Here is a 15,446-nt window from a genome sequence, read left to right as displayed (position 1 = left end):
CATACCCGTCCGCGGTTTGGTGTCGGTAGCGGCTGTTCCTGTGCCCACGTACTGATCCTTCGCCTTGCCGCCGTGACGGAACTGTCCGTCCAACCCCGCAAGGAAAGGTCATCAATGAACATCCGCAGAGCCTGGCTTCACGCCGCCGCACTAGCCACCACCGCGACGGTTCTCGCGGCCTGCGGCGGCGGATCCAGTGACGTCGCGGGCGGAGGTGATCAAGCAGGAGGCGCCGACACCACGCTGACCCTGGTCGCCTACGCGGTGCCCGAACCCGGCTGGAGCAAGATCATTCCGGCGTTCGCCGCCACCGAAGAGGGCAAAGGTGTCGCCGTGACGACGTCCTACGGCGCATCCGGTGATCAGTCACGCTCGGTCGTCGACGGTAAGCCCGCCGACATCGTCAACTTCTCCGTCGAACCCGACATCGCCCGTCTGGTCAAGGCCGACAAGGTGGCCAAGGACTGGAACGCAGACGCCACCAAGGGCATCCCGTTCGGCTCCGTGGTTTCGCTGGTCGTCCGCAAGGGCAACCCGAAGAACATCAGGGACTGGGATGACCTTCTCAAGCCCGGGCTCGAGGTAGTCACGCCCAGTCCGCTGAGTTCCGGTTCGGCCAAGTGGAATCTGCTGGCGCCGTACGCAGCCAAAAGCAACGGTGGGCAGAACCAGCAGGCCGGCATCGACTACATCACCAAGCTGGTCTCCGAGCACGTCAAGACGAGGCCGGGGTCCGGTCGCGAAGCCACCGACGTGTTCCTTCAGGGCACCGGTGACGTGCTGATCAGCTATGAGAACGAGGCGATCAACGTCGAGCGGCAGGGCAAGCCGGTCGAGCACGTCAACCCACCGCAGACTTTCAAGATCGAGAACCCGGTTGCGGTCGTCACCTCCAGCGCGCATCAGGAACAGGCCAATGCGTTGAAGAACTTCCTTTATACCCCCGAGGGTCAGAAGATCTGGGCGCAGGCCGGTTTCCGGCCGGTCGACCCGTCGGTCGTCGAGGACTTCGCCACCGACTTCCCGATTCCGCAGAAGCTGTGGACGATCGCCGACCTAGGTGGATGGAGTGAGGTCGATCCCGCGTTGTTCGACAAGGACAACGGCACCATCACCAAGATCTACAAGCAGGCCACTGGATGACAGCTGACGTCGGACCTGCGTCCGAAACGAGGGGACCCCGGCCAGAACTCACCGGCGACGGTGAGGCCGGGGCGTCTCGCGGTTTCTTCAAAAGCCGCTACGGCAGCACGTCGCTGCGTGTCGGGGTGGCGACGACTTGGCTCTCGGTGATCGTGCTGCTGCCTCTCGCCGCGATCGTGTGGCAGTCCGCCGGCGGTGGCTGGGACGCGTTCTGGACGGCGGTAACGTCGAACTCGGCGATCGCGTCGTTCCGCGTGACGCTGACGATCTCGATCGCGGTAGCGGTGATCAACCTGTTCTTCGGCTTGCTGATCGCCTGGGTTCTGACCCGGGATCAGTTCCCCGGCAAGCGACTTGTCGACGCGATCATCGACCTCCCGTTCGCGCTGCCGACGATCGTCGCCAGCCTGGTGATGCTTGCGCTTTACGGGCCGAACAGCCCGGTCGGAGTTCACATTCAACACACGCAGTGGGGCGTTGCCGTCGCACTGCTGTTCGTCACGTTGCCGTTCGTCGTGCGTTCGGTCCAGCCGGTGCTGCTTGAACTCGACCGCGAAGTGGAGGAGGCCGCCGCGTCGCTTGGCGCCAACAACTGGACGATCTTCACGCTCGTCATCCTTCCCGCGCTGCTGCCATCGTTGCTTTCCGGTGCGGGCCTGGCGTTTTCACGTGCCATCGGCGAGTACGGCTCGGTGGTGTTGATAGGCGGTGCCGTCCCGGGTCAGACCGAGGTCTCTTCGCAGTGGATCCGGACGCTGATCGAGAATGACGACCGCACCGGGGCGGCCGCGATATCGATTGTGCTGCTCGTCATCTCGTTCGTCATCCTGTTCATCCTCCGCAGCGTCGGATCGCGGGCGGCCAAGCGGGAGGAGTTGGCGCAATGATCGTGTCGACTCCTGTGCGTCATCTATTGCGCTACGTCGCCCTCGGCTACCTGCTGTTACTGCTCATCGTTCCGGTCGGCCTGATCCTGTGGCGAACCTTCACGCCGGGATTCGCCGCCTTCATCGAATCGGTGACCACCCCCGCGGCGATCTCGGCGCTGCAGCTGTCGCTCCTCGTTGTCGCGATCGTGGTACCGCTCAACGTGCTGTTCGGCGTGCCGACGGCGTTGGTGCTGGCGCGCAACAAGTTCCGTGGGAAGAGTCTGCTTCAGGCCGCGATCGACCTGCCGTTCGCAGTGTCTCCGGTCGTCGTCGGCGTCGCACTGATCCTGCTGTGGGGAACCAACGGCGTCTTCGGCTTCGTGCAGAACGATCTCGGCTTCAACATCATCTTCAGTTTCCCGGCCATCGTTCTCGCCAGCATCTTCGTCACCGTGCCGTTCGTCATCCGCGAGGTCGAACCGGTGCTGCATGAGCTCGGCACCGATCAGGAGGAAGCAGCCGCCACGCTGGGGTCCAGCTGGTGGCAGACGTTCTGGCGTATCACCCTGCCATCGATCCGGTGGGGCTTGATGTACGGCATCGTGCTGACCATCGCGCGCACGCTGGGGGAGTTCGGCGCGGTGACGATCGTTGCCGCGAACCTGCCCGGCTCCTCGCAGACGCTCACACTTCTGGTCGCCGACCGGTACAACCGGGGCTCCGAGTACGGCGCCTACGCCATTTCGACGTTGTTGATGACCGTCGCGGTGCTCGTGCTGGTGGTTCAGGTAATCCTCGACGCGCGACGCGCGAAAACGGACAATTAGAACTTCAGGAGACGACATGACCAATGCGATCACGGTGCGGGGCGCGAACAAGCACTACGGCGACTTCGCCGCGCTCGACAACGTCGACTTCGATGTGCCGTCGGGCTCGCTCACCGCGCTGCTCGGACCGAGCGGATCGGGCAAGTCGACACTGCTGCGTGCCATCGCGGGCCTCGACCAGCCCGACACCGGCACGATCTCCATCAACGGCCGCGATGTCACCGGCATACCGCCGCAGCGGCGGGGGATCGGCTTCGTGTTCCAGCACTATGCGGCCTTCAAGCATCTGACCGTCCGCGACAACGTCGGCTTCGGTCTGCGGATCCGCAAGCGGCCGAAATCCGAGATCAAGGCCAAGGTCGACAACCTTCTGGAAGTGGTCGGCCTCGCCGGCTTCCAGACTCGATACCCCAACCAGCTGTCGGGCGGGCAGCGCCAGCGTATGGCGTTGGCTCGCGCGCTGGCCGTGGACCCGCAGGTGCTGCTGCTCGACGAACCGTTCGGCGCGCTGGATGCGAAGGTGCGCGAGGACCTTCGTGCCTGGCTGCGCAGACTGCACGATGAGGTGCACGTCACCACCGTCCTGGTCACGCATGACCAGGCCGAAGCACTCGATGTGGCCGATCGGATCGCGGTGCTGAACAAGGGCCGTATCGAGCAGGTCGGTTCGCCGACAGCCGTATACGACACACCGGCCAATGCGTTCGTGATGTCGTTCCTCGGTGCGGTGTCGTCGCTGAACGGCACCTTGGTGCGGCCGCACGACATTCGCGTCGGCCGCAATCCTGACATGGCGATCGCGCAGACCGACGATTCGGTTCAGGCGACCGGTGTGCTCAAAGCGACGATCGACCGAATTGTCATGCTTGGCTTCGAAACTCGTGTCGAGTTGACCGCCGCGATCAACAACACCCCGTTCACCGCGCAGATCACCCGCGGTGACGCCGAGGCGCTCGGCCTCAAAGAGGGCGACACGGTGTACGTCCGTGCTACCCGAGTGCCGACGTTGCCCGGCGGCACGGATGTCCCGAAGCCCGACGAGGCCGACGAAGACGCGTTGTCGAAAGCCTGATCGGCAGGCCTTTGACTCAGAAGTAGCCGTTGGCGGCCGGCCACGTCCCGTTGACGGCGTAATCACCTGCGGTATAGGCCTTGTAGGCCAGCGGGCTGTGTCCGGCGATGGTGCGGGCATTGCGCCAGTGCCGGTCGAGGTTCAGCGCGCGGGCGGTCGCTGAGGCTCCGCCGGTGTCGAACAGTCGCCCGGCTGCCGAGATCGTCAGCCGCTCCGCCACCAGCTGCGCCCTCGCCACGGTGACCGCGACCTCGGCGACCGCATCGGGATCGCCCTGCCTGCGGCTGTCGACGAGTTGATCGATGGCGTCGGCTGCCGCCAACACGATGGCTTCGGCCGAGGCCGCCGAAGCCGAGATCTCTCCGACGGCCTCCAGAACGAACGGGTCGGTTGCGGCGCTGTCGGCGATCGAGTGCGATGCAGGACGGGCTTTTGTACGTACGTACTGCACGGCGTCGTCGAACACGGAGTATGCGATGCCGACCGCCACCGAGGCCAGATACAGCTGAAGGAAGGCGGTCACGTGTCCGAGCGTGTTGCCGTCGGATACCGTCACCACCTCGTGCGGATGCACTTCGACTTCGGTGAACCGGGTTCCGCCGCTCGCTGTCGTGCGCTGCCCGAATCCGTCCCAGTCGTCGAACAATTCGACGCCCGGCCGGCCGGCAGGGATGATCGCCTGGACGTCGCGGCCGAGCGCATCCAATGCAGACACCGCGATAACGTCGGCGAACAGTGTGCCGGTGGAGTAGAACTTGTATCCGTTGAGCCGAAGCACACCGTCGGTGTCGGGCAGAACCTTGGTGTCCGCGCTCGACGGAGCCTTGCCCGCAGCATCGGTGATGGCGTTGCCGACGATGAGACCCGCATGAACCCGCGGGAACCACTCTTCGGCTTCCTGCCGCGTCGCCCGGTTGCTAAGCAGCCGCTCGGAGAAGCCGAAGTGTGATCGAAGGGCCTGTGCGACGTTTGAGCTGCCGCGGCCGATCTGGATCACGGCCGAAAGGACATCGCGAGCCTTCCCGCCGGGACCGCCGAATTCGGTGGGTACGCGGAGGTTGAGTACGCCTGTCCGCCAGAGTGACTCGACGGCGTCGTACTGAAGAACCCGTTCGCGTTCGGCGGCGGGATCGTCTTCGCGGAGGGCGGCGACGACCTCGGGCAACCGCGCCAATCGCTGTTTGACTGTCCCACCCAGCGGCTTGCCGTTGAACGGGCGTCGCGGTGCGACGGCATCGCGTGTGACGGTCATGATGACTCCCAGGCGTTATCGGAAATGGGGAATGATCTTGTCGGCGAACCGGTCCACTTCGGCCTCGATCGGCTGGAACTGAAGCATGAAGAGCTCGATGCCTGCGTCGTGATACGCCTCGATGCGCTCGATCACCTGCTCATACCTGCCGACAAGGCCGGCCAGCGTGCCGCCATTGGAGCCGATGCGTCTGGTGCCCGAAAGCACCTTGTACATCTGGGTCTTCGGGTCCGTGCCGCCGGAGATCTCGGGGCGGGTCTCGGCGTCGGAGAGGGCCTGCAGATACTCCAGCTCGGCGATCGCTTCCGCCTCCGTATCGCGCGCAATCACGAATGCGGACAACCCGAATCGCAGGGGTGCACCGTCGCGAGGCCGAGCACGCAGGTCCTCGATGACCTCGATCGTGTCGGGGAACGGGCGGCCGTTGATGAAGAAGACGTCGGCGTTATCGGCGGCCAGGGCGCGGCCCGGCTCGGATTCACCGCCCACATACAGGAGGGGCGGGTCGGCGGGCACAGGACGGATCAGGGCGGGCTGGCCGTCGCGATCACCGATCGAAACATGCTTGCCCGCCCACAGTTCGGTGACGACACCGATCCATTTCCTCGAGTAGGCATACCGGTCGTCGTGATCGAGCGGGTCGAGGCCCAATCCCTCCAACTCCGGCAGGAACCAGCCGGTGACGAGATTGACGGCGAGTCGCCCGTCGGCGATGTCGGCGACATTGGCGGCGATCTTCGCGAACACCAACGGATTGAACAGCAGTGGTTTGACCGCGCCGATCAATTCGATGCGTGAGGTGGCTTCGGCCAACGCGGCGATCGTCGACCACGTCTCCAGCACATCGTCTTCGGTATTGCTGGGGTGGATGACATGCTCCGCCAACAAGGTCGAATCGAAGCCAGCCCGCTCGGCCCGCAGCAGCAGGTCGCGGGTGCGCCGATAGCTCGCGTCGGGCGCGTCATGCGGATGATGCCGGGCGCCGTGGTTGCCGTAAACGGGGGCCCACACGCCGAACCGCGGAGCGGTCACGAGCTGCTCAGGTAGCGCCGGCGTTCCCAGTCGCTGACCTCGTTGCTGTACTCCACCCACTCGCTGCGGGCCAACGATGCGAAGTCGAGGACGGAGTCGGCTCCGAGGATCTCCAGGATGGTGTCGTCACGAGTTGCGAGTTCGATTGCCACACCGAGTGATTCCGGCAGCGGTACGCCCTCGGTGTAGAGGTTGCCGCCCAACGCGGGCGGGGCGTTGCGTTTGGCTTCCAGGCCGGCGACGACCGCGGCCAGCGCCGAGGCGATCAACCAGTACGGGTTGGCGTCTGATCCGCCGCTGCGCAGCTCGATACGGGTGGCTGCGGGATCATGCTCGATCAGGGACCGCACGGCGGCGCTGCGGTTGTCCCGGCTCCACGTCACGGTCGCCGGTGCGAACGAGTCGGGGGTGAATCGCCGGTACGCGTTGACGGTGTGCGCGCCGAACAGGGTGATCGATGGCAGGTGCTCGAGCAGGCCCGCGATGGCGTGCAGGGTCACCTCGTTCTCGGTGCCGTCGTCGGGGGCGAACGCCGGCTCGTCGCCGCGCCACAGCGAGATATGGATGTGCTGCGAGCTTCCCGAATGCTCGGTGAAGGGTTTGGGCATGAAGCTGGCGAGCTTGCCGTGCCTGCGTGCCACTTCCTTCGCGGCGTATTTGAGCCTGGCCGCGTCGTCGGCGGCCGCTAAAGCGTCGGTGTAGACCAGGTTCGTCTCGATCTGACCAGGGCCGTATTCGGTTTGGATGCCTTCCAAGGCCGTGAATGCGCTCAGCGTTTCGTAGAGGTCGGTGAGGATCGGGTCGAGGGCGTTGGCATTCTCCAACGAGTAGGCGTGGATGTCTTCCTGGAACGCCGAGCCGTCCGCGTTGAGCAGGTAGAGCTCGAACTCGACGCCGACCTTGGCGGTGTAGCCCAGCGATGCAAGGCGGGTGAGCACTCTCTTGAGGACCGCCCGCGGATCGAGAAGCGACGGGCTGCGGTCGTGGGCGACGATGTCGGAGATGACGTGACCGACCCCGGCCCGCCACGGCAACGGCTTGTACGTCGCGAAGTCCGGGATGGCGTAGACGTCGGGGTATCCACCGCTCCAGTTCGTCAGCCGAAGTGAATCGATCACCGTCCCTGCGGTGTCCCACGCCAACGACGCCTCGCAGAAGGCGAATCCGGTGCCGAGCGCCCGGTTCAGGAACTGCGGTGCCGGGATCCGCTTGCCTTGAGCGTGGCCGAAGGGATCACTCCAGGCGATCTCGATCTCCGTCAACGACCCGTCGTCGAGTCCGCTGCGCAGCGCGTGCTCGGCATCCGGTTGGACGCGCTCGCCGTTCGCGGACGAATGGACGGTCTGCGTCACGGTCGCGCCACCGCCTTGTCATCGGTCCGCTTGCCGACGATGACGCCTGCGATGAACGCGACAACGAGCAATCCCACGATGGCCCAGCCCAAGATGGTCGACCCGCCAACGAGATCCTCGAGGTTGGCGACGATGAGGATGAGCCCGACGGCGAGGCCGGCGAGGCCGAGCGCAGGTGCGATCCGCACCCGCCACTGTGAGTAGCCCCGCCGATCCTTGGCGAAGTACACGAGGACAGCCACCGAGGTCGCGATCAGCAGGACGACGAACCCGACCGTGGTGGCGCCCGCGAACCAGGTGTAGAACTGCGCGGCGGGATCGAGGTGGAACACCACCGCCGCGATGACGCTCAACGCGACCACGCCGGAGATCCACAACGACGCCTGATGCGGTGAACCGTGCGTGCCATGTGGGCGGCTCAGTGACGCGGGCAGCACATCGCGCTGCGACAACGCGAACACGTAGCGCGACGCCACATTGTGGAACGCGAGGATGCAGGCGAACAGGCTCGTGAAGTACAGCACGGTGATGATGTCGGTGCCCACAACGCCGATGTAGCGCTGCGCGGTGTCGGCGAGGAACGTGGAGCCCGAATCCGTTGCCCGACTCACTGCTTCCTGGTCGCCCCATCCGGAGATGAGCGCCCAGCTGGTGACGGCGTAGAACACGCCGATCAGAATGAGCGCGACGTAGGTGGCACGGGGAATCGTGCGCTCCGGGGCCTTGGCTTCGTCCCGGAAGATCGCGGTCGCCTCGAATCCCACGTAGCTGATCAGGGCGAACAGCAGGCCGATGCCCAGAGAACCAGACGAGATGGCGCTCGGGTTGACGATCCCGCTGGACAGCCCGTGGTCGCCACCCTGGAAGACGATGACAGCGTCCAGCACGACGACGATCGCGATCTCCGCGGTCAGCAACACCGCCAGCACCTTGCTGGACAGCTCGATGTTGCGGTAGCCGACGTATGTCGTGACCGCGAACGCCACCGCTGCGAACACCCACCACGGCAGGGCAGGACCGGCGAACAATTCGACGATCGCTCCGCCCGCCGGACCGAGCAGCCCGTACACACCCGCCTCGATCGCAACATAGCTGACGAGTGCGACGAACGCGATACCGATACCGGCCGGAAAGCCCAGCGAGGTCCGGACATAGGAGAAGAACGCGCCTGCGTCCTCGACATACGGCGTCAGCGCGGTGAATCCGACTGCGAACAGCAGCAGGATGACCGTGGACACCACAAACGTGGCGGGGAAGCCTGCCCCGTTGCCCGCGGCGATGCCGAGCGGCACCACGCCGCCGATGACACCGAGCGGCGCTGCGGCGGCCATCACCATGAACACGATCGAGGCCACACCGAGGTTGCCCCGTAGTCTGCGGGCGGGACCTGGCGGATCCTGGCTCAGTTCTTCTGGAGTGGCGGTGATTTCGGACATGTGGGAGCTATCCTTCGATGGGAGTCGATGGGTTACGGGCACCGTAGGGCGCGGCGGCAGTACAGCACCACGTCTGGAGTCATCGTGAGTCTTATCAGGCGGCGGCGGCGGCCTTGACGGCGCGGCCGACCTCGGTGCGCAGCTCGGCGTACTCCGGGGACCGGCGCAGTTCGTCGGCGTCCACCTTGCCTCGGGGTAGATCGACGGGGAGGTCGAGTGCGACCTGCCCGGGCCGACGGGTCAAGACCACGATCCGCGATCCGAGGAACGCGGCCTCGTCGGCGCTGTGCGTGACGAACACAGTGGTGCGGCCGGATTCGGCGCTGACCTGCCGGACGTCCTCCTGCAGCCGTTCGCGCGTCAGCGCGTCCAGCGCTGCGAACGGTTCGTCGAGCAGGAACAGCGGGGTCTCTGCGGCGAGCGCCCGCGCGATCGCCACCCGCTGTTGCTGGCCGCCGCTGATCGCCCAGATCTTACGGTGCGCAGTGCCTTCCAGGCGTACCCGCTCGAGCAGTTGGGCGCGGCGTTCGGCGCGGCGCTCGCGCGGAACCTTCGCGTACTTGAGCGCCACGTCGACGTTTCCGCCGACCGTCCGCCAGGGAAAAAGCCGCGGCTGCTGGAACACCACACCAGCCGTCACCCCGGGTGTCGGAGCGCTGCCCGACACCTGCACCGACCCCTCGCTCGGCGCCTCGAAGCCGGCGAGCAGCCGAAGCAGGGTGCTCTTTCCGCATCCGGAAGCTCCGACCAGCACCAGAAACGACCCCGGCTCGACGGTCAGGTCGACCGGCCCGAGCGCGGTGACTTCATCCCGGCCGCGCCCGTACCGGTGCGACACGTCGCTGATCCGGATTGCGCCTTCATGACGCTGTCTCACCACGTGTTCGAGGTCACTGACTGAGGACACCCGGCAACCCTTTTGTGTAGATCGCATCCTGGAAGGTCGTCAAGGGCGCCGCCGAGGGAATCTGTTTCTGCTCGGCGAGGAATTGCGATGCGCTTTGCAGGTTGACGGCGATGTTGCCCGGCTTGCCCTCTGAGCCAAGCCATTCCGGCGATGCGACCTCTTCGGGCGTCAGGTACACGCCCTGCTTGAGCTGACTCGCCGTTTGTTCCGGCGAGAGCCCAATCTCGGCGGCGATGGCCTTGGCTGCCGCGTTCGGATCGTTCTTGATGACGCCGAGCGCGCGTGCCTCCTGTTGGCGCCAGATGTCGACGATCTCCGGATGCGCAGACGCGAAGTCGTCAGACACGGCACCGAGGTCGAGCGTCGGCTTGCCCGTCTTGGCGAGCTGGCGGCTGGTGATCAGATCCTTGCCGGACTCGCGCAGCTGGTCCAGCGTCGGCAGCCAGGTGTAGGCGGCATCGATGTCGCCGCGCTCCCACCCCGCCAGGATGGCCTGCGGCTGCAGGTCGACCAGCTGAACGTCGCTGGGCTTCAGGTTGTTCTGAGCCAACGCCGCAAGGAGGCTGTAGTGCGCAGTCGATGCGAACGGTGTGGCGATGCGCTTGCCGCGCAGTTCGGGAATCGAATTGACGTTCGTCCCGTTGCGGGCAACCAGTGCCTCGTTGTCACCGGCCACGTCGAGCACGAAGGCGACCTTGTAGGGAATGTTCAGCGGTGCTGAGAGTCCCCGAGCGACCGGACTCGACCCAAGGGCGCCGAAGTCGAGTTCCTTGGCGATGAACGCGGTGTTGACGTCGGCGCCGGAGTCGAATTTGACCCATTTGATGTTGTAGTCGGGCAGCGCGTCTTCCAGCCACTTGTTGTTCTTGACGATCAGATCACCGCTCGGAAAGGTCTGATAGCCAATGCGAATCGTCGGCTTGTCGGCCTGTTGACCCGGCTGGTCCACCGAGCACCCGGCGAGCGCCAACGTGCTCGCCGCCAGCGCCGCGACAAGGGCTTTTGAATCTCATCTAGATTTTTCCTCTCCAGGGAACAGCGCGCCGTTCGATGGCGCGAAGTAGACCGTCGATGACCTGGCCGGAAACACCGATGGCGAAGATGCCGACCAGAACGACGGGGGTGTTGTTGTAATTGCTGGCGTCCTTTACCAAGCCGCCGATACCGGGGATGCTGTTGAACAGTTCTGCGGCCACCACCGAGGAGTAGGCCATACCCACCGCGAGCCGGATGCCGGTGAACGTCTCGGGCAGAGCAGAGGGAACGACCACGTCGCGAATTACCTCAGCCCGGGATGCGCCGAGCGCGCGGGCCGCCTCCTGCAGACCGACGGGGGCGGCGACGACGGCGGCGGTGGTGGCGACGGCGGCGGGCGGCAGCGCCGCCAGCGCGAGCAGGGTGATCTTCGGTGCCTCGTCGATGCCGAGCCAGATGACCAGCAGGAAGAAGTAGGCCAGCGGCGGCAGCGCCCGCAGGAACGTCAGCCATGGCTCGAGCACTCTGCGCACCCAGCCGACCGAACCCATTACCAGGCCGAGCAGCACACCAAGCACGACGCCGATGACTACGCCTGCGAGTACGCGCCGCAGCGTCATGTAGAGGTGCTCCCACAGCAGGTATCCGGCGTATCCGCGGACACCGTCGTGCGTCGTCGAGACGTCGACGAAGGCGCGCCAGACCGTGCTCGGATAGGGCACGAACGTCTGATTCCAGATGCCGCTGGCCGCGGCGATCTGCCAGACGATGAAGAAGACAATCAGCGATAACAGCGGCAGCGCGGCTCGAGTGAGCCTGCCGCGCCACTTTCCCTTGGCCGCAGGGGGAGTCGGCGAGTCGACCAGCGACTCGTCAGGCGCGATATCTACGAACACCGACACTGTGAGGACTTTCTGTAGCTGAGACGGATCGGGAACGGGTTCAGCGACAGCAGAAGTCGTCAGACAGTGCGATGCTCACTCCGGTAGTAGTACCGGCTGCAAAATGCCTGGTATATACCTAGGCTCAGCGCGAATTTATTGTCGGGTGGGCGTTGATGAATCTGGATGCGTCATAGTCGAGTGCGCGGTGCCGTACGCAATACGCGGCAATGGCGTGCGACCACGCACGCTCGAGGTTGAAAGAGTCAGGCCGCGACGCGGGCGGCGGCCACCTGATCGTCGAAGCGGTCGAGCACCGTCTCCGCGACCAACCGGTGCGGCCCCAGCGGCTCAGCCATCACAATGCCTGTGCTGCGCGCGAATTCTGCGACACGGTCGGTGATCCGTCCATGAGCGAGGAACCACGGAGCGATGACCAGACGCGTGGCACCGCGACCCTTCAGTATCTCGGCGGCCTGGGCGAGTGTCGGCTCAGGTCCGGTGGCGAAAGCGGTGGCGGCCGTCCAATTCGTCTGCTGCACCAGATAATCGGCGACGGTTGAGGTGCGCGCATTGGCCTCGGCGTGCGACGAACCCACTGCGGTGACGAGCACACCGACGCCGGAATCGAGCCGCGATATACCCGCATGTGTCAGCCGCTGCTTCAGCACCGCGATGAGCCGGTCATCCTCACCGAGCACGTCGGCCTGCCGCGCCGACGTGGCAGCCGCCCGGATCATTTCGGGGATGTCGACACGGGCGTGGTACGCGTCGGCCAGCAGAAGCGGCACCACAACGGCGTCGCGCCCGGTCGACGCGAGCACATCGCGCAGATTGGGGGAGTTCTGCTCGCAGAACGCGACTCGCACGTCGACGCCGCGCCGCACCCTGCGAACAGTGGCCGCTAGCTCATGCACCGTTGCCGCGGACCTCGGGTCCGCGCTACCGTGCGCCGTCAGAACGAGTGTCACGAAGCGTGCAGCCCGCACTCTGTCTTCGACGACCCGGCCCAACGACCGCTGCGCGGGTCGGCGCCCTCGACGGGCTTCGATGTGCACGGCGCACAGCCGATAGACGGATAGCCCTCGAACACAAGGGGATTGACCAGGATGTCGTTGGCGTCGATGTAGGCCTGCATCTCCTCGTCGCTCCACGCCGCGATCGGGTTGATCTTCACGAGGTTGAACGCCTTGTCCCAGCTGATCAGCGGCGCGTTGGCCCGCGTCGGCGCCTCGACCCGGCGAATGCCGGTCACCCAGGCCGAGTAACCCTGCAAGGCCTTACCGAGGGGCTCGACCTTGCGCATCCGGCAGCATTCGCTCGGCTCGCGGGCGAACAGGTCCTTGCCGAACAACTGATCCTGCGTGGCAACGCTGTTCTCAGGCGTGACGTTGACGATGTTGACGTCGTAGACCGCCTCGACCGCGTCGCGGGTGCCGATGGTCTCCACGAAGTGGTAACCGGTGTCCAGGAAGAGGATGTCGACCCCTGGGCGCACCTTGGCGGCCATCGAGACGAGCACCGCGTCCTGCATGTTCGACGCGACCACATAGTCGCCGCCGAAATTCTCGTCCGTCCAGCGCAGCAGCTCCTCCGCGCTTGCGCCCCCGAGTTCGGCCGCGCCGCGTTCGGCCAGCTGTTGCAGATCCGTGTCTGTCATCGTTCTCCGTCCCCCTGCACTTCGGGCGGGTGGTGCCCCCACTTGGCGCAAGCACTCATCGCCGTCACCTCAGGTCCGCCTCGTCCGCTCGTACCGCCCACGTAGCGAAACGCTCGCCCTGCTCTCGTTGTTTCACGAAATTGCGGACAACCCGGTCGATGTAGTCGCCCAGCTCGGTAGTCAGCACCTTGTGCTGGCGCAGCTTGCGGCCGAAACCGCTGTCCAATCCCAGGCTGCCGCCCAGATGGACCTGGAACCCTTCGACGGGGTTTCCGTCGCCGTCGTCGATCATCTGACCCTTGAACCCGATGTCGGCGACCTGGATGCGGGCGCACGAGTTCGGGCAGCCGTTGATGTTGACGGTGATCGGGACGTCGAGGCGGGCGTTGATGTCCTCCAGCCGCTTCTCCAGCTCGGGCACCAGTACCTGCGCGCGATTACGCGTCTCGGCGAACGACAGCTTGCAGTACTCGATACCCGTGCAGGCCATCAGGTTCTTGCGCCATGACGACGGCCGCGACGGCAACCCGAGCGCATCGAGGCCGGCGACCAGCTCATCGAGCTTGTCGTCGGGCACGTCGAGGACGACCAGCTTCTGGTAGGGGGTCAGCCGGATGCGGTCAGAGCCCGCGGCCTCGGCGAGGTCGGCGACCTTCGTCAGAATCGTGCCGGTCACTCGCCCCGCGATGGGTGCGACGCCGACGGCGTTGCGGCCGTTCTTCTGCTTCTGCACGCCGACGTGGTCGAGCGGATGCTTCAGCGGCTCTGGTGCGGGGCCGTCGATCAGCTTGCGGCCCAGGTACTCGTCCTCGACGACCTGGCGGAACTTCTCGACTCCCCAGTCCTTGATCAGGAATTTCAGCCGCGCCTTGCTGCGCAACCGGCGGTAGCCGTAATCGCGGAACACCGACGTGACGGCTTCCCAGACCTCGGGCACCTCGTCGAGCGGCACCCAGGCGCCGAGACGCTGGGCCAGCATCGGGTTCGTCGACAACCCGCCGCCGACCCAGACGTCGAGGCCGGGACCGTGCTCGGGGTGGTTGACGCCGATGAACGCGATGTCGTTGACCTCGTGGGCGACGTCCTGCAGGCCCGACACCGCGGTCTTGTACTTACGCGGCAGGTTGGAGAACGAGGGGTTGCCGACGAAGCGACGCACGATCTCGTCGACCGCCCAGCTCGGGTCGAGTACCTCGTCGAGGGACTCACCGGCCAGCGGTGAACCGAGCACCACTCGCGGGCAGTCGCCGCACGCCTCGGTGGTCTGCAGGCCAACCGCGGCCAGCCGGTCCCAGATCTGCGGGACGTCCTCGATCCGGATCCAGTGGTACTGCACGTTCTCGCGGTCGCTGATGTCTGCGGTGTCGCGAGCGAACTCCGTGGAGATCTCGCCGATGGTCCGCAGGGCGGCGCTGGTCAACGCTCCGCCGTCGCAGCGGACCCGCATCATGAAGTACTCGGCCTCGAGGATGTCGGCGTTCTCGTCGCCGGTCCATGTTCCGTCGTAGCCCTGCTCACGCTGGGTGTACAGCCCCATCCAGCGCATCCGGCCGCGCAGGTCCTGCTTGTCGATGCTGTCGAAGCCCTGCTTGGAGTAGATGTCGACGATGCGGGCGCGCACGTTGAGTGCGTCGTCGTCCTTCTTGAACTGTTCGTTCGGGTTGAGCGGCTCGCGGTAGCCGAGCTTCCACTGCCCTTCGCCGCGCGGGCGCTTAACAGGCTTTGCAGTGGTCATTGGTTGGCTCCTTCACAGAGCCGGCCGTCGGGCGCGCTGGTCACCGGTGGCTGATCCGGCGGCGCAGATCCGGCGGCCAGCGGAAACGTACGAGGGCTGGGTCCTAGATCAGGCGCGTCAAGGCAGACAACAACAGCTACATACGCGCTTGAAGTCGACATGCCGCCGCGCCACCAACGAGATGCGGTGGGTGTGGATGCGGGCGGCGGTCACGTGGCCATTGTGCCACGGACACCGACATCCGCCCTAACCGGGCCAGATTTGCGCTCACGGTGAGCAAAAGCAACGTCTGGGAAACTAACAGT

Annotated in this window: 15 protein-coding genes; 4 read left to right on the top strand and 11 right to left on the bottom strand. The window is 65.6% G+C overall.

The window, feature by feature from the left end; translation table 11 throughout:
• The first annotated feature begins 114 nt into the window (after positions 1-114).
• The 4 genes from C6A82_RS17050 to C6A82_RS17035 are packed head-to-tail and all read left to right on the top strand — an operon-like array spanning position 115 to position 3,911.
• A complete protein-coding gene (locus C6A82_RS17050) occupies positions 115-1,143 on the top strand; it encodes a sulfate ABC transporter substrate-binding protein (protein ID WP_105346538.1) in 1,029 nt (342 codons plus the stop codon).
• The gene (cysT, locus tag C6A82_RS17045; protein WP_105346537.1) at positions 1,140-2,030 is read left to right on the top strand and encodes a sulfate ABC transporter permease subunit CysT; all 891 of its coding nucleotides are present in this window, start codon (positions 1,140-1,142) and stop codon (positions 2,028-2,030) included. The genes C6A82_RS17050 and cysT overlap by 4 nt, the downstream gene beginning before the upstream one ends.
• Positions 2,027-2,839, top strand: a complete 813-nt coding sequence (gene cysW / locus C6A82_RS17040) for a sulfate ABC transporter permease subunit CysW (RefSeq protein WP_105346535.1) — start codon at positions 2,027-2,029, stop codon at positions 2,837-2,839. The genes cysT and cysW overlap by 4 nt, the downstream gene beginning before the upstream one ends.
• 16 nt (positions 2,840-2,855) lie before the next feature.
• Complete coding sequence (locus C6A82_RS17035) at positions 2,856-3,911, top strand: sulfate/molybdate ABC transporter ATP-binding protein (protein WP_105346533.1); 1,056 nt, start codon at positions 2,856-2,858, stop codon at positions 3,909-3,911.
• A 16-nt stretch (positions 3,912-3,927) separates the two neighbouring features.
• Here the strand turns inward: C6A82_RS17035 and C6A82_RS17030 are convergent, their stop codons facing one another.
• From C6A82_RS17030 to C6A82_RS26990, 11 genes are all read right to left on the bottom strand, one after another.
• The gene (locus tag C6A82_RS17030; RefSeq protein ID WP_105346532.1) at positions 3,928-5,163 is read right to left on the bottom strand and encodes an acyl-CoA dehydrogenase family protein; all 1,236 of its coding nucleotides are present in this window, start codon (positions 5,161-5,163) and stop codon (positions 3,928-3,930) included.
• A 15-nt stretch (positions 5,164-5,178) separates the two neighbouring features.
• The gene (locus tag C6A82_RS17025; protein ID WP_105346530.1) at positions 5,179-6,195 is read right to left on the bottom strand and encodes an LLM class flavin-dependent oxidoreductase; all 1,017 of its coding nucleotides are present in this window, start codon (positions 6,193-6,195) and stop codon (positions 5,179-5,181) included.
• The gene (locus tag C6A82_RS17020; protein WP_105346528.1) at positions 6,192-7,547 is read right to left on the bottom strand and encodes a glutamine synthetase family protein; all 1,356 of its coding nucleotides are present in this window, start codon (positions 7,545-7,547) and stop codon (positions 6,192-6,194) included. Before C6A82_RS17020 ends, C6A82_RS17025 begins: the two co-directional genes overlap by 4 nt.
• Positions 7,544-8,983: an APC family permease gene (locus C6A82_RS17015; protein WP_105346527.1), complete on the bottom strand. Its 1,440-nt coding sequence runs from the start codon at positions 8,981-8,983 to the stop codon at positions 7,544-7,546. Before C6A82_RS17015 ends, C6A82_RS17020 begins: the two co-directional genes overlap by 4 nt.
• 94 nt (positions 8,984-9,077) lie before the next feature.
• Positions 9,078-9,890 (bottom strand): ABC transporter ATP-binding protein, encoded by an 813-nt coding sequence (locus C6A82_RS17010; RefSeq protein ID WP_233217008.1) that lies wholly within the window; start codon positions 9,888-9,890, stop codon positions 9,078-9,080.
• Positions 9,874-10,839 carry an ABC transporter substrate-binding protein gene (locus tag C6A82_RS17005; RefSeq protein WP_233217007.1) on the bottom strand — a complete coding sequence of 322 codons (966 nt, stop codon included), beginning with the start codon at positions 10,837-10,839 and terminating at the stop codon, positions 9,874-9,876. Before C6A82_RS17005 ends, C6A82_RS17010 begins: the two co-directional genes overlap by 17 nt.
• 64 nt (positions 10,840-10,903) lie before the next feature.
• Positions 10,904-11,767 (bottom strand): ABC transporter permease, encoded by an 864-nt coding sequence (locus tag C6A82_RS17000; protein ID WP_105346522.1) that lies wholly within the window; start codon positions 11,765-11,767, stop codon positions 10,904-10,906.
• Positions 11,768-12,012: 245 nt separating this feature from the next.
• Positions 12,013-12,717, bottom strand: a complete 705-nt coding sequence (locus tag C6A82_RS16995) for a sirohydrochlorin chelatase (RefSeq protein WP_105346520.1) — start codon at positions 12,715-12,717, stop codon at positions 12,013-12,015.
• A complete protein-coding gene (locus tag C6A82_RS16990) occupies positions 12,714-13,406 on the bottom strand; it encodes a phosphoadenylyl-sulfate reductase (RefSeq protein WP_105346519.1) in 693 nt (230 codons plus the stop codon). Before C6A82_RS16990 ends, C6A82_RS16995 begins: the two co-directional genes overlap by 4 nt.
• A gap of 64 nt (positions 13,407-13,470) precedes the next feature.
• Positions 13,471-15,141 (bottom strand): nitrite/sulfite reductase, encoded by a 1,671-nt coding sequence (locus C6A82_RS16985; RefSeq protein ID WP_105346517.1) that lies wholly within the window; start codon positions 15,139-15,141, stop codon positions 13,471-13,473.
• A 117-nt stretch (positions 15,142-15,258) separates the two neighbouring features.
• Positions 15,259-15,354, bottom strand: coding sequence for an Ms4527A family Cys-rich leader peptide (locus tag C6A82_RS26990; protein WP_396836213.1), 96 nt, complete (start codon positions 15,352-15,354; stop codon positions 15,259-15,261).
• Between the last annotated feature and the right edge of the window lie 92 nt (positions 15,355-15,446).

Source organism: Mycobacterium sp. ITM-2016-00318 (assembly GCF_002968285.2).
In the GTDB taxonomy this organism is placed as follows: domain Bacteria; phylum Actinomycetota; class Actinomycetes; order Mycobacteriales; family Mycobacteriaceae; genus Mycobacterium.
This window is presented reverse-complemented; position numbering and strand designations above follow the sequence as displayed.

Coding starts and splice junctions, on each gene's coding strand:
- C6A82_RS16985 (WP_105346517.1), bottom strand. CDS start 15,141: ATGACCACTGCAAAGCCTGTTAAGCGCCCGCGCGGCGAAGGGCAGTGG.
- C6A82_RS17050 (WP_105346538.1), top strand. CDS start 115: ATGAACATCCGCAGAGCCTGGCTTCACGCCGCCGCACTAGCCACCACC.
- cysT (WP_105346537.1), top strand. CDS start 1,140: ATGACAGCTGACGTCGGACCTGCGTCCGAAACGAGGGGACCCCGGCCA.
- C6A82_RS16990 (WP_105346519.1), bottom strand. CDS start 13,406: ATGACAGACACGGATCTGCAACAGCTGGCCGAACGCGGCGCGGCCGAA.
- C6A82_RS17015 (WP_105346527.1), bottom strand. CDS start 8,983: ATGTCCGAAATCACCGCCACTCCAGAAGAACTGAGCCAGGATCCGCCA.
- cysW (WP_105346535.1), top strand. CDS start 2,027: ATGATCGTGTCGACTCCTGTGCGTCATCTATTGCGCTACGTCGCCCTC.
- C6A82_RS17035 (WP_105346533.1), top strand. CDS start 2,856: ATGACCAATGCGATCACGGTGCGGGGCGCGAACAAGCACTACGGCGAC.
- C6A82_RS17030 (WP_105346532.1), bottom strand. CDS start 5,163: ATGACCGTCACACGCGATGCCGTCGCACCGCGACGCCCGTTCAACGGC.